The sequence below is a fragment of the Streptococcus sp. Marseille-Q0941 genome (assembly GCF_943736975.1).
Taxonomy (GTDB): Bacteria; Bacillota; Bacilli; order Lactobacillales; family Streptococcaceae; genus Streptococcus.
This window is the reverse complement of record NZ_CALSFO010000006.1, coordinates 94,258-107,848: the sequence shown is the minus strand read 5'-3', so window position 1 is coordinate 107,848 and position 13,591 is coordinate 94,258. Positions and strand designations below refer to the sequence as shown.

13 protein-coding genes are annotated in these 13,591 nt (G+C 42.0%); 5 read left to right on the top strand and 8 right to left on the bottom strand.

Annotated features, from left to right (window positions below; translation table 11 throughout):
* Positions 1-73: 73 nt before the first annotated feature.
* The gene (locus tag NGI26_RS06975) at positions 74-1,966 is read right to left on the bottom strand and encodes a M13 family metallopeptidase (RefSeq protein ID WP_251938133.1); all 1,893 of its coding nucleotides are present in this window, start codon (positions 1,964-1,966) and stop codon (positions 74-76) included.
* A 178-nt stretch (positions 1,967-2,144) separates the two neighbouring features.
* Between NGI26_RS06975 and NGI26_RS06970 the strand changes: the two genes are divergently transcribed.
* From NGI26_RS06970 to NGI26_RS06950, 5 genes are all read left to right on the top strand, one after another.
* Positions 2,145-2,867, top strand: coding sequence for a metal ABC transporter ATP-binding protein (locus NGI26_RS06970; protein WP_251938132.1), 723 nt, complete (start codon positions 2,145-2,147; stop codon positions 2,865-2,867).
* The gene (locus tag NGI26_RS06965; protein WP_000559795.1) at positions 2,864-3,712 is read left to right on the top strand and encodes a metal ABC transporter permease; all 849 of its coding nucleotides are present in this window, start codon (positions 2,864-2,866) and stop codon (positions 3,710-3,712) included. The genes NGI26_RS06970 and NGI26_RS06965 overlap by 4 nt, the downstream gene beginning before the upstream one ends.
* Before the next feature lie 25 nt (positions 3,713-3,737).
* Positions 3,738-4,670, top strand: a complete 933-nt coding sequence (locus NGI26_RS06960; RefSeq protein ID WP_251938130.1) for a metal ABC transporter substrate-binding protein — start codon at positions 3,738-3,740, stop codon at positions 4,668-4,670.
* Positions 4,671-4,784: 114 nt separating this feature from the next.
* Positions 4,785-5,279, top strand: coding sequence for a thiol peroxidase (gene tpx / locus NGI26_RS06955; protein WP_251938128.1), 495 nt, complete (start codon positions 4,785-4,787; stop codon positions 5,277-5,279).
* Positions 5,280-5,360: 81 nt separating this feature from the next.
* Entirely contained in the window at positions 5,361-6,011 is a 651-nt protein-coding gene (locus tag NGI26_RS06950; protein WP_251938126.1) for a metal-dependent transcriptional regulator, read from the top strand.
* 77 nt (positions 6,012-6,088) lie between these two features.
* Here NGI26_RS06950 and dtd read toward each other — a convergent pair whose 3' ends face one another.
* The 7 genes from dtd to NGI26_RS06915 form a co-directional block, all read right to left on the bottom strand.
* Positions 6,089-6,532, bottom strand: coding sequence for a D-aminoacyl-tRNA deacylase (dtd, locus tag NGI26_RS06945; RefSeq protein WP_251938124.1), 444 nt, complete (start codon positions 6,530-6,532; stop codon positions 6,089-6,091).
* 30 nt (positions 6,533-6,562) lie between these two features.
* Positions 6,563-8,779: a RelA/SpoT family protein gene (locus NGI26_RS06940; RefSeq protein WP_251938122.1), complete on the bottom strand. Its 2,217-nt coding sequence runs from the start codon at positions 8,777-8,779 to the stop codon at positions 6,563-6,565.
* 143 nt (positions 8,780-8,922) lie between these two features.
* Positions 8,923-10,053, bottom strand: a complete 1,131-nt coding sequence (locus NGI26_RS06935) for an ABC transporter ATP-binding protein (RefSeq protein WP_004263420.1) — start codon at positions 10,051-10,053, stop codon at positions 8,923-8,925.
* A gap of 114 nt (positions 10,054-10,167) precedes the next feature.
* Positions 10,168-11,037, bottom strand: coding sequence for a PucR family transcriptional regulator (locus NGI26_RS06930; protein WP_251938120.1), 870 nt, complete (start codon positions 11,035-11,037; stop codon positions 10,168-10,170).
* A 2-nt stretch (positions 11,038-11,039) separates the two neighbouring features.
* Complete coding sequence (locus tag NGI26_RS06925) at positions 11,040-11,426, bottom strand: Mini-ribonuclease 3 (RefSeq protein WP_251938118.1); 387 nt, start codon at positions 11,424-11,426, stop codon at positions 11,040-11,042.
* Positions 11,419-12,762 carry a cysteine--tRNA ligase gene (gene cysS, locus NGI26_RS06920; protein ID WP_251938116.1) on the bottom strand — a complete coding sequence of 448 codons (1,344 nt, stop codon included), beginning with the start codon at positions 12,760-12,762 and terminating at the stop codon, positions 11,419-11,421. The genes NGI26_RS06925 and cysS overlap by 8 nt, the downstream gene beginning before the upstream one ends.
* A 43-nt stretch (positions 12,763-12,805) precedes the next feature.
* The gene (locus NGI26_RS06915; RefSeq protein ID WP_251938114.1) at positions 12,806-13,567 is read right to left on the bottom strand and encodes a nucleoside phosphorylase; all 762 of its coding nucleotides are present in this window, start codon (positions 13,565-13,567) and stop codon (positions 12,806-12,808) included.
* Positions 13,568-13,591: the final 24 nt, after the last annotated feature.

Sequence of the window (13,591 nt, the reverse complement as noted above, 5' to 3'; positions counted from 1 at the left end):
TCAACTGTGCGGAGGTGGGACGACAAAATCGAATTCTAACGAATGACCGATTGCTGTCCCACTCTCTTTTCTATTACCAAATAATCACACGGTCTTCTGGTGAGCGCCACATACCGTCACCTTCTTTGACATCATAGGTTGTAAAGAAGTCATCAAAGTTTGGCACTTGGACGTTGACACGGAGTTTAGCTGGCGCGTGTACGTCGACACTAGCCATGAGTTTCATCAACTCTGGACGGCCTTTCATACGCCAGATACGTGCAAAATTGTTGAAGAATTCTTCAGCTGAGAAGTCTGGTTCTCTCTTAGCAGCTTCAAGGGCAGCAGCGATACCTCCAAGGTCGGCAACGTTTTCTGATACAGTTAGTTTCCCGTTGATCCTTGCACCGTAAGATTCTTGACCATCAAACTGATCGATAACTTTCTGTGTTTTCTCTTTAAATGCAGCATAATCGCTCTCTGTCCACCAGTCCTTGAGGCTACCATTTTCATCAAAGGAAGCTCCATTTGTATCAAAGGCGTGAGAAATTTCATGGGCAATAACCGCACCAATACCACCATAGTTGGCAGAAGATGACTGATGCAAGTCATAGAATGGAGCCTGTAAGATAGCAGCTGGGAAGACAATCAAGTTCTTTTGTGGATTGTAGTAGGCATTGACCATATGAGCAGGCATTCCCCACTCCTTGTAGTCAACTGGCTGATTCCATTTACTCCAACTGTGCTTGATTTCCACACGCGCAAAGGCTAGGGCATTCTCAAAGAGGCTAGCAGATTCATCCACTACCTTATCCTTATAGCGAGCTGGCAGTTCTTCTGGATAACCAATATAAGGCTTGATGACATTGAGTTTGACGATGGCTTTTTCGCGAGTTTCAGGTGTCAGCCAGTCGTTCTTAGCCAAGCGTTCCTTATAAACGTCAATCATAGTCGCTACTTTTTTCTCTACGTCTGCCTTAGCTTCTGGAGAGAATTTTTCGTGGGCATACCAAAGTCCGAGCGCTTGTTTGAATGGTCCTTGAGCTAGGTGGTAAGCAGCCTTGCGTTTGTCTTGAGCCTCTGGAACTCCTGAAAGAGCTCGTCCGTAGGCACCTGACAAGATACGAATCTCATCTGTTAGATAACTAGTTGAAAGATTGACCACACTCAAGATCAAGCTTGCCTTGAGTAAAGGCCAAGCTTCTTCACTATAGAATTGATCTGCTGCTTGCCAGAAACGTTCCTCATCTACGATAACCTTATCTGGAGTTTGTCCAATCACTGTTTGGAAGAAATCATCCAAAGGTAGGGCAGGGGCAAATTTCTTGAAATCTTCATAAGCGTATGGATGATAGAGTTTGGCATATTCTGAACTTTCTTCGTTAGAGAGGACCACATCTGCGATGCGGCGGTCCAATTCCAATCGTTTCTCTAAAAGATCTTCGATTTCTTCATCTGAGAAGTTATAGGCTTTGAGGAGATTAGAAGTACTTTCTTTCCAAAGGTTCAATAATTCCTCACGCTGAGGATGGTCTTCCGCATAGTAGGTTGTATCAGGCAAGATAGTCCCTGGAGCACTAGCCCAAAGAACATTGGTTCTAGCATCCATAAAGTCTGGTGATACTCCAAATGGAAGGAAGTTTGGTTTACCAGCTAATTCAAATGTTGCTAGTTTACTTGCGAAATCCGCAAAACTTTCCAAATCCTGGTATTCCTTAAGTAAAGGAAGGACTGGCTCGATTCCATCAGCTTCTCGCTTGTTGAAATCTCTGACCATAGCGTGGTATTTGACAAAGTTTGCTAGGATAGCATCCTCTGGGACATCCTCACCTGCCAACCACTTGTCTGTAGTTGCTAACATTAACTCTTCAATTTCCTCATCAAGGTCAATAAAACCACCTGTTCGAGATTTGTCAGCTGGAATGACAGCTGTTTTTTCCCATTCACCATTGATTGCATCATAAAAATCATCTTGATAACGTGTCATCTTGTTCTCGCTTTCATTTTTCACTTATTCTTAGCTTAGCAAAAATCCCTGGGGAATGCAATTAAAAATGCCGTGTCTTCCTGATTCTTTAGATGTTCATATTTTAAATTTTTACCAAAATTAACTTGACTTAAAAATAAAATTAAGGTATATTAAAAACTAGGAGGAATAAAACTGTATGATACGTATCGAAAACCTCAGTGTCTCCTACAAAGAGACGTTGGCACTAAAGGATATTTCACTAGTGCTCCAAGGACCAACTATTACCGGAATTATTGGTCCAAACGGTGCTGGAAAATCAACTTTATTAAAAAGTATGTTGGGAATTATCCCACATGAAGGTCAGGCCTTTCTCGATGACAAAGAAGTCAAGAAATCTTTACATCGAGTTGCCTATGTCGAGCAAAAAATCCATATCGACTACAATTTTCCTATCAAGGTCAAGGAATGTGTCTCACTGGGACTCTATCCATCTATACCGCTCTTTCACACTTTAAAGGCCAGCCACTGGAAAAAAGTGGCGGATGCACTTGAAATCGTTGGACTCTCAGACTATGCTGAACGCCAAATCAGTCAGCTCTCAGGAGGACAATTCCAACGTGTTTTGATTGCCCGCTGCTTAGTACAAGAAGCTGACTACATCTTTTTAGATGAGCCTTTTGTCGGGATTGACTCGATCAGTGAAGAGATTATCATGAATACGCTGAGAGACCTTAAAAAAGCTGGTAAAACAGTTCTCATCGTCCATCATGACCTCAGTAAAGTCTCCCATTATTTCGACCAAGTTTTACTTCTCAATCGAGAATTGGTAGCTATTGGTCCAACTGAAGAAACCTTTACCGAAGCCAATCTTAAAAAAGCTTATGGTAGTAGGCTCTTCTTTAATGGAGGTGACCTATGATAGCAGAATTTATCGATGGATTGCAAAATTTCCATTTCCTACAAAACGCCTTGATAACAGCTATAGTCATCGGAGTCGTTGCTGGAGCCGTGGGATGTTTTATCATCCTACGCGGAATGTCTCTCATGGGGGATGCCATCTCTCACGCAGTTTTGCCCGGCGTAGCCCTTTCCTTTATCTTGGGAATTGATTTCTTTATTGGAGCAATCATCTTTGGCTTGATGGCCTCCATCATCATTACCTACATCAAGGGAAACTCGATCATCAAGAGTGACACAGCCATTGGTATTACCTTTTCATCTTTCTTAGCCTTAGGTGTCATCTTGATTAGTGTTGCCAAGAGTTCGACAGACCTCTTTCATATCCTTTTTGGGAATATCCTCGCTGTCCAAGATACGGACATGTGGATCACCATCGGTGTGGGGGCATTGATTCTCTTGATTATCGGGATTTTCTTTAAACAGCTACTGATTACATCCTTTGACGAGCTTTTGGCTAAAGCCATGGGAATGCCCGTCAATTTCTACCACTATCTGCTCATGGTGCTCTTGACCCTTGTGTCCGTTACCGCCATGCAAAGTGTTGGAACTATTCTTATCGTGGCCATGTTGATCACCCCAGCTGCGACGGCTTACCTCTATGCTAATAGCCTAAAGAGCATGATTTTTCTTTCATCAACCCTAGGGGCAACCGCTTCTGTCTTGGGACTCTTTATCGGCTATAGCTTCAATCTCGCAGCAGGATCCAGCATCGTGCTCACATCCGCCAGCTTCTTTCTAATCAGTTTCTTTATCTCTCCTAAGCAACGATACTTGAAACTAAAAAATAAAAAAATCAATAAATAAGGGGAAACCCTTCTGGAGGAATCTAATGAAAAAATTAGGTACATTGCTCGTTCTTTTTCTTTCTATCATTGGGTTAGCTGCCTGTGCTAGCGGAAAAAAAGATGCCGCATCTACAAACCAAAAACTAAAGGTTGTAGCAACTAACTCTATCATCGCTGATATTACTAAAAATATCGCTGGTGACAAGATTGATCTTCATAGTATCGTTCCTGTTGGTCAAGACCCACACGAATACGAACCACTTCCTGAAGACGTTAAGAAAACCTCTCAAGCTGACTTGATTTTCTATAACGGTATCAACCTTGAAACAGGTGGCAATGCTTGGTTTACAAAATTGGTTGAAAATGCCAAGAAAACTGAAAACAAAGACTACTTTGCAGTTAGTGACGGTGTAGACATCATCTACCTTGAAGGTCAAAACGAAAAAGGTAAAGAGGATCCACACGCTTGGCTCAACCTTGAAAATGGGATGATTTATGCTAAAAATATCGCTAAACAGCTGATTGCAAAAGATCCGAACAACAAGGAATTCTACGAAAAAAATCTCAAAGAATACACTGAAAAACTAGATAAACTAGACAAGGAAGCCAAAGAGAAATTTAACAATATCCCTGCTGAGAAGAAACTTATCGTAACCAGCGAAGGATGCTTCAAATACTTCTCCAAAGCTTACGGAGTCCCAAGTGCCTACATATGGGAAATCAACACAGAAGAAGAAGGAACACCTGAACAAATCAAGACCTTGGTTGAAAAACTTCGCCAAACAAAAGTTCCATCACTCTTTGTTGAATCAAGTGTCGATGACCGTCCAATGAAGACTGTTTCACAAGACACAAATATCCCAATCTACGCACAAATCTTTACTGACTCAATCGCTGAAGAAGGCAAAGAAGGCGACAGCTACTACAGCATGATGAAATACAACCTTGACAAGATTGCTGAAGGTTTGTCAAAATAATCCATTAAAAAACGTCATTCTCACGGAATTGGCGTTTTTTCAATTTCCGGTCAAATCATTGGAAAAATCTGACAATTCTCGGTAAAATAAAAGAAAAAAGAATGGAGTAGTTTCATGACCACTTTTCTCGGAAATCCTGTAACCTTTACAGGTAAACAACTACAAGTCGGAGACAAGGCACTCGACTTTTCCCTCACTACAACTGATCTCTCTAAAAAAAGTCTTGCCGACTTTGATGGAAAGAAAAAAGTTTTGAGTGTTGTCCCTTCTATCGACACTGGTATCTGCTCAACGCAAACTCGTCGCTTCAACCAAGAACTTGCTAACCTTGATAATACCGTCGTTCTTACCGTTTCTATGGACCTACCATTTGCCCAAGGACGCTGGTGTGGGGCTGAAGGCCTTGAGAATGCCATCATGCTTTCAGACTACTTTGACCATTCTTTCGGTCGTGATTATGCCCTCTTAATCAATGAATGGCATCTGCTTGCTCGAGCTGTATTTGTTCTCGATACTGATAATACCATCCGCTACGTCGAATACGTGGATAATATCAATAGCGAGCCAGACTTTGAAGCCGCTATTGCAGCTGCAAAAGAACTCAACTAAGTCCAGCTCTTGTAGTAAGAAGCTAGAGAAATCTAGCTTTTTTTGGTATACTAGATGGAGATAATAAACAAGGAAATGCGAATGACACCAAATAAAGAAGACTACTTAAAATGTATTTATGAGATTGGCATGGATATTCCTAAGATTACAAATAAGGAAATTGCTGCTCGGATGCAGGTATCTCCTCCAGCTGTAACTGAAATGATTAAGCGCATGCAGTCTGAAAATCTCATCTTAAAAGATAAGAAAAAAGGATACTTGCTAACCAATATTGGTCTAACACTTGTATCAGAACTTTATCGTAAACATCGTCTGATTGAGGTTTTTCTGGTCCACCATCTAGACTATACCAGTGACCAAATTCATGAGGAAGCTGAAGTATTAGAACATACCGTTTCAGACTTTTTTGTAGAGAGATTAGAAAGTATGCTCGACTTTCCAAAGACCTGCCCTCACGGTGGTACCATTCCTGCTAAGGGAGAATTTTTGGTTGAAATCAACAACCTACCACTATCAGAAACCAAAGAAGCTGGAACCTATCTCCTGACTCGGGTTCACGATAGTTTTGATCTCCTAAAATATCTGGAAAAAAATGCCATCAATATCGGAGACAAACTCCAAGTTCAACAGTTTGATGATTTCTCTAATACCTTTACTTTAATTCACAACAATGAAGAACTCTTGGTAAGTCTAGAAATCGCTAAGCAACTCTATGTTGAAAAAATGAACTGACCCCCCTTATCCCTAGAAGCTTTGTCTTTTAGGGATTTTATAGATAAGAAAAACCAAGCTTGTTAGCTTGGTTTTTCTTATCTATTTTTTGTATCAAGGATGATAGTTACCGGCCCATCATTGACCAGTTCTACCTGCATATCTGCTCCGAAAACACCTGTCTCAACAGGAACTTCCTTGGCTAGTTCCTGGTTAAAATCTTGATAGAAGGCCTCAGCCATATCTGGTTTAGCTGCGCCTGTATAGGCTGGACGATTGCCTTTTTTGGTATCGGCAAAGAGAGTAAACTGGGAGATGGAGAGAATTTCTCCTTGGACATCCTTAACAGACAGATTCATCTTGCCTTGGTCATCTGAGAAAATCCGCATATTGACAAGTTTTCTGACTGCATAATCCAAATCTTCCTGCTGATCCTCAGGTCCAACACCCACTAAGAGCAAGAGTCCTTGTTTGATTTGACCATGAATCTGCCCCTCAATAGAAACCTGAGCTTTTTTGACTCGCTGAACGATGATTTTCATAGAAATCCTTTCTAACTATATCAAGCCAACTTAACCATTAGTCCGTTTGACTGAGTAGACTTCTGGTACACTCTTTATCTTATCAACTACCGTTGTCAGCGTTGAAAGGTTAGAAATTCCAAAGGAAACGTGAATATTTGCAAATTTCATATCCTTGGTCGGTTGGGCGTTAACCGATGAGATATTCTTAGTTGTGTTTGATAGGACTTGCAAGATATCATTCAAAAGACCCGAACGGTTGAGTCCATAGATATCGATATGAGCCATATATTCCTTGGTTGAGAATTGGTCTTCCCATTCGACATCTAGCAAACGCTGCTCGTAATTTTCCTGTGAACGAAGGTTCATACAGTCCACACGGTGGATGGCAACTCCGCGACCTTTGGTGATATAACCAACAATATCATCACCTGGAACAGGATTACAACATTTGGCAATCCGGACCAAGAGTCCAGAAGCGCCTTGGATGACAACCCCACCCTCATGCTTGACCTTGAGCGTGTCCTTGTTCTCTACCTTGACTTCGCCACCCTTGACCAGTTCTTCTGCTTCTGCCTTAGCCTTGGCGCGCTCTTCTTCACGACGTTCTTTTTCCGTCAAACGATTAAAGACGGTAATGGCTCCAATCTCTCCAAAACCAATGGCTGCAAAGAGAGCTTCTTCTGTCTTGTAGCTGGTTTTTTGAAGGACTTCATCCATGTGGCGCTTGTCCATAAATTTATTAGCCACATAGCCGTTTTCTTGAAGCTGACTAATCAGCATTTCACGACCTTTATTGATGGACAATTCTTTGTCTTGATTTTTAAAGAACTGACGAATTTTGTTGCGGGCCTTGCTGGTTTTAACCATGTTGAGCCAGTCACGGCTTGGTCCAAATGAATTTGGATTGGTGATGATTTCAACCTGGTCACCCGTTTTAAGCTTGGTAGTCAAGGGTACCATACGACCATTTACCTTGGCTCCAGTTGCTTTTTCCCCAATCTTGGTATGAATCTCATAGGCAAAGTCAATCGGTCCAGAATCCTTTGGAAGCGAACGAACCGCTCCATCTGGAGTGAAGACATAAATCTCTTCTGCCAGATAGTTTTCTTTGACAGTATCTACAAATTCCTTAGCATCATCTGCCTGGTCTTGGAGTTCCATCATCTCCTTGATCCAGTTCATCCCAATAGCAGATTCTTTACTACTAACTTGGCCTTTCATTCCTTTTTTGTAGGCCCAATGAGCCGCAACCCCGTACTCAGCAACCTCGTGCATCTCTTTGGTACGAATCTGGAATTCAATCGGTCCTTTTGGTCCATAAACAGTCGTATGAATGGACTGGTAACCATTGGCCTTACGATTGGCAATGTAGTCCTTGAAACGACCTGGCATTGGTTTCCATAGCTCATGGACATAGCCCAACATAGCATAAACATCACTCTGAGTATCTAGGATACAGCGAATGGCAATCAGATCATAGATTTCTTCAAAGCGTTTTTTCTTGTCCTGCATCTTACGGTAAATAGAGTAGATATGCTTAGGACGACCATAGATTTTTCCTGTCAGGTTGCGCTCAGATGAATACTCCTCGAGTTTCGTCACAACTTCATCGACCAAGGCTTCACGTTCTTGACGTTTCTCCTTCATCATATGACTTATCTTGTAAAACTCTGTCGGATTTAGATAACGGAAGGAAAGGTCTTCTAGTTCCCATTTAACACTTGAAATCCCCAGACGGTGAGCAAGTGGTGCGTATATTTCCATGGTTTCTCGAGAAATACGCTCTTGCTTGTCCTTTCGAAGATGCGTAAGAGTACGCATATTGTGAAGGCGGTCAGAGAGTTTGACCAAGATAACGCGGATATCCTCTGACATGGCCATGAGCATCTTGCGGTGATTCTCAGCTAGTTGCTCTTCGATAGACTTGTATTCAACTTTACCAAGCTTGGTAACACCGTCTACAATCACTCGAACATCATGGCCAAACTCGCGCTCTAAGTCATCCAAAGTAGCATCTGTGTCTTCTACCACGTCATGCAAAAAACCACAGGCAACAGTGACAGCGTCCAGCTTGAGCTTAGCCAAGATACCTGCTACCTGAATAGGGTGGATAATGTAAGGTTCGCCTGATTTGCGATACTGGCCACTATGGCACTCTACAGCATAAACCAAGGCCTTATGGACAAAAGCCACATCTTCTTTCGATAAATATTTTTGCGTTAAAGCGACGACTTCATCGCCAGAATAAATTACTTCTTTGGGCATGCATACTCTCCAGTTCTTCCTACCATTTTAACACTTTTTAGTGAATAAGAAAACTAGTAAAGTCTCCTTCTATACGAGTTTCTGAACTTTACAAAAAACACTACTAGAAAAATTCTAGTAGTGTTGATTCATTCAAATCTATCCTAGTAAACTGTTTTTTCAGTTTCTACATCGAAGAAGTGAGCTTTGTTCAAGTCAAATCCAAGTTCTACAGTTGCACCAGCTTGCAAGTAGTCGCGTGCGTCAACCTTAGCAACGAATTCATCTTTACCAACTTGGCAGTATAGGTGAGATTCTGAACCAAGCAATTCTGATACAGAGATAGTTGCTTTCACAACTGATTCTGGGAATGTTTCAAGGAAAGCAGGTTCTGCGTTCACATCTTCTGGACGGATACCGAAGATCAATTCTTTACCTTCGTAACCTTTATCGCGAAGAACTTTCAAAGCACCTTCTGGAACTTTCAAGTTAAAGGCGTCACCAACGATGTGGTCACCGATCAATTTAACGTTGATGAAGTTCATAGCTGGGCTTCCGATAAATCCTGCTACGAATTTGTTAACTGGGTTTTTGTAAACTTCTTGAGGAGTACCGATTTGTTCAACACGTCCGATAGTACCAGTACCAGCAGGGTTTTTAGTTGCTGACATGATAACGATACGGTCTGCAAGTGTCATCGCTTCTGTTTGGTCGTGAGTTACGTAGATAGTTGTAGCACCAATACGACGGTGGATCTTCGCAATTTCAGCACGCATTGATACACGAAGTTTGGCATCCAAGTTTGACAAAGGCTCGTCCATCAAGAATACTTTTGCATCACGGACGATGGCACGACCCATGGCAACACGTTGACGTTGACCACCAGAAAGGTCAGCAGGTTTACGATCCAAGAATTCTTTCAAGCCAAGGATTGCTGCAGCTTCTTGTACACGTTTGTCAATGTCTTCTTTGCTGTACTTACGCAATTTCAAACCGAAAGCCATGTTGTCATATACAGTCATGTGTGGGTAAAGAGCGTAGTTTTGGAATACCATGGCGATGTCACGGTCTTTTGGAGCTACGTCGTTGACAACCACGCCATCAATAGATGCAGTACCTTCTGTAATGTCTTCAAGACCAGCGATCATACGAAGAGTTGTTGATTTACCACATCCTGAAGGACCTACGAAAACGATAAATTCTTTATCTTTGATGTCCAAGTTGAAATCTTCAACTGAGTAGTGTTCGCTGTTTGGATATTTTTTGTAAATATTTTTAAGATTTAATTCTACCATGGAAGGTGAACTCCTTTTATTTTTTGATAGTTTTATTATATATGAAAACGCTTTACATTTCTATGGCAAGGTGACCAAAAAAATAAAAAAGTTCTGTGCAACTTGCACAAAACTTTAAATAATATCTGGTAAAATCAATTGGTAACACAAGGTGAGATCGGTCAACTCCTTCAACTGAAGCCCTGTTAATTCTTCCCATTTGTCAATCTTGTATTGGAGAGAATTGCGATGCAGATATAGTTGTTGTGCTGTTTTAGTTAGGACTGCACTATTTTCCCACAATGAGAGAATAATTTCCTGTATCTGATCCTGATCCAAGATCATCTGGTGCAGGCATTCTTTAATGACTCTCAGGTCCACAATCCTTTCTCCTATACTCCAAAGATAGAGTTGTGAAAAGGTATGAACACCTTGGTGACCCTGACGCCACCATGTCTTAAACAAATCTCGCTCCGCTTTGATTAAGTCTGATAGGGCCTGAGGGCCTGTCTGAAACCATACCTGCCCCAACATGATAGACAGACGAAGGCCAAAGTCATACTCCACTGCCTCAATCGTATCACTTAAAATAACTCGTACAGAGCTGTATTTATCTTGCTGGAGAACAAAAACATAGTCCTGAACTCCGACCTGCAACACTGTCTGGCAGTTAGGAAAGAGAGTCTGCATCATATCCAGCCAAGAAGCTAGATTCTCCTGTTGAGAATAGGATAGATGACAATAAACCAGCTGAATCTTTTTAAAAGTTTGAGGTGCCTGCCCTTTCCCCTCAATCAGATAGGAATACCAAGGATTGAGCGAACGAGCCTGCTCCTGCTGGGTCAAAAGGGAAATTAACTGCTTTTCACGCTCAGTGAGATTGGTCTCTTCCAGTAAAATCCACTGCTGCGAAGACAGAGGAAGAGTAAGATATCCTGGCTTCTCTATCGGCTGATCTGAAATTTGAGCCTCAGGAAACCAGTCTAGTAATTCTTTTGCAAGCATTTCTACTCCTCCACTTTTTGGATGCACCATGAAATCAAGGTCTCTAGACGCTCCACATTTTCAGTCAGATGGAGATAGCCCATGACCGCTTCAAATCCCGTAGACATACGATAAGTCACGACATCTGCATTTTTAGCCTTTGTGTGACTATTGGTATTGCGGCCACGTTTATAGATTTCTTCTTCTTTTTCCGTAAGGACTTGCTCCTCCAACATCAGGGAAATCAGACGAGCCTGAGCCTTTGCTGATACATACTTAGTCGCCTCTTGATGGAGTTTATTGGGCTTGGTCATACCTTGCAGAATGAGATGGCGGCGAATATACATGGAATAAACCGCATCCCCTTCAAAAGCTAGCGCAATCCCATTAATGAGATTGACATCAATCACGTGTCCACCTCACTCCATCTTTTGTATCCAGTAGTTTAATCCCTTGAGCAGCTAGTTGGTCACGGATTTGGTCTGCTGTCGCAAAGTCACGATTGGCACGCGCTTCTTGGCGTTTTTGAATCAAGGCTTCGATCTCTGCATCCAAAACTTCCTCGACAAAGACAATCCCAAAGACCTCTAACATAGCCGCAAGAGCTTCCTTAACCGCTACATCATAGTTGCCTGAATTGATCCATTTGGCCATTTCAAAGACTACTGTGATACCGTTGGCAGAGTTAAAGTCCTCATCCATAGCCGCTACAAACTTATCTTTAAATGCTTGTAACTCTTGAGCATCTACATTTCCTGTAAATGGTTGCTCATAAGTATTCTTCAGATACTTAAGGTTGGTCTCGGCATCCCGAACTGCTTTTCCCGTAAAGTTGATAGGCTTGCGGTAATGCTGAGTCGCAAAGAAGAAACGAAGCACTTGGCCGTCGATGGTCTTGAGGGCATCATGCACGGTGATAAAGTTACCCAAAGACTTGGACATCTTAACATTGTCGATATTGACAAAACCATTGTGCATCCAGTAGTTGGCAAAGGTCTTACCTGTTTTAGCTTCTGACTGGGCAATTTCGTTGGTATGGTGAGGGAACTCAAGGTCGGCCCCACCACCGTGGATATCAATGGTATCTCCCAAAATTTCAGTTGACATGACCGAACACTCGATGTGCCAACCAGGACGACCAGGTCCCCAAGGACTGTCCCATGAAATCTCTCCTGGTTTTGCAGCTTTCCATAGAGCAAAGTCTACAGGATTTTCCTTACGAGCTGTTTCTTCATCTGTCCGACCAGAAGCCCCCAGCTCCAAGTCTTCCAAAGTTTTATTAGCCAATTTGGCATAGTTGTGAGATTTTTCCACACGGAAGTAAACATCCCCTTGACTTTCGTAGGCATAGCCTTTTTCAATCAAGTCTCCCACAAAGCGGATGATGTCAGCCATAAACTCGACGACACGTGGATGACGAGTCGCAGGCTTAACACCAAGAGCCGTCACGTCTTCACGAAAGGCAGCGATGTACTTATCCGCTACTTCTTGAGGTGTGATGCCTTCTTCCTTAGCACGGTTGATAATCTTATCATCCACATCCGTAAAGTTAGAAATATAGGAAACCTCGTACCCACGGTACTCAAAATAACGACGAATGGTATCAAAAGCCACCGTCGAACGGGCATTCCCCACGTGGATATAGTTATATACTGTTGGCCCACAGACATACATCTTGACCTTGCCGTCCTCGATTGGGACAAAATCTCGCAAATCACGAGACATGGTGTCGTAAATTTTAATCACTCACTGACTCCTTTCTGTGTCTTGTTTATCGTAAAAAATCGTTTCAATCCAACTCTCTAGCAATTACTAATGCTATCTCAAAGAAAGTCATAGCATCTGCTTTTCTTTCTTCGTATCTTGCATCCCACTCATGATTATGATGGTCAACATAATCAGCCGTGTAGAAAAACTGATAAACCTTAGCTTGTCGAAATTGTGCCCAAGCCATGATTGCTGAGGCTTCCATATCCACAACAGTCGCACCCGCTTCCAGTCTACGTTTGACCTTATCGGCTGTTTCACGATAGAAAGCATCTGTGGTCCAAGACTTTGTTCGAATGTGCTCAATACCAGATTTATTCAAAGCCTCTTCCATGGTTAAGAGCAGAGTTTCGTCATAAGCTATCTCATCACTAGCAGGAGCATAATGGTAACTTGTACCTTCATCACGTAGAGCTGAACTTGGTAGGATTATTTTATCTGCCTGAATGGACTGATCAAGAACTCCGCAAGAACCTAAAACGATAAAGTTTTTAAATCCTCTCGCTTTTAGTTCTTCTAAGAGACCTACAATCATTGGGGCACCAATAGTAGCTATAGCAACTGCTACCTTTCTCCCTTCTTTTTCATAGATATACCATGGGAATTTGCCATTTAGATTGGTTAGATAGCCAGCTTCATAAACATCTTCAAACTGCTTTACTCGTTCAACGATTTCTCCATTAAAAGATAAAATAATCGTATCACAAATTTCTCCACCACCACGAATACTTCGATCAGTTGGTTCGATAACAGCAGGTACATTTTCGAATTCTTCTAATAGCATTTACCTAACCTCCTACCTAAAGCA

What these genes read in the sequence shown, in the direction of transcription:
- NGI26_RS06975 (WP_251938133.1), bottom strand. Translation starts at nt 1,966, where the DNA reads ATGACACGTTATCAAGATGATTTTTATGATGCAATCAATGGTGAATGG.
- NGI26_RS06915 (WP_251938114.1), bottom strand. Translation starts at nt 13,567, where the DNA reads ATGCTATTAGAAGAATTCGAAAATGTACCTGCTGTTATCGAACCAACT.
- dtd (WP_251938124.1), bottom strand. Translation starts at nt 6,532, where the DNA reads ATGAAAATCATCGTTCAGCGAGTCAAAAAAGCTCAGGTTTCTATTGAG.
- NGI26_RS06950 (WP_251938126.1), top strand. Translation starts at nt 5,361, where the DNA reads ATGACACCAAATAAAGAAGACTACTTAAAATGTATTTATGAGATTGGC.
- NGI26_RS06935 (WP_004263420.1), bottom strand. Translation starts at nt 10,053, where the DNA reads ATGGTAGAATTAAATCTTAAAAATATTTACAAAAAATATCCAAACAGC.
- tpx (WP_251938128.1), top strand. Translation starts at nt 4,785, where the DNA reads ATGACCACTTTTCTCGGAAATCCTGTAACCTTTACAGGTAAACAACTA.
- NGI26_RS06930 (WP_251938120.1), bottom strand. Translation starts at nt 11,037, where the DNA reads ATGCTTGCAAAAGAATTACTAGACTGGTTTCCTGAGGCTCAAATTTCA.
- NGI26_RS06940 (WP_251938122.1), bottom strand. Translation starts at nt 8,779, where the DNA reads ATGCCCAAAGAAGTAATTTATTCTGGCGATGAAGTCGTCGCTTTAACG.
- NGI26_RS06970 (WP_251938132.1), top strand. Translation starts at nt 2,145, where the DNA reads ATGATACGTATCGAAAACCTCAGTGTCTCCTACAAAGAGACGTTGGCA.
- NGI26_RS06965 (WP_000559795.1), top strand. Translation starts at nt 2,864, where the DNA reads ATGATAGCAGAATTTATCGATGGATTGCAAAATTTCCATTTCCTACAA.
- NGI26_RS06960 (WP_251938130.1), top strand. Translation starts at nt 3,738, where the DNA reads ATGAAAAAATTAGGTACATTGCTCGTTCTTTTTCTTTCTATCATTGGG.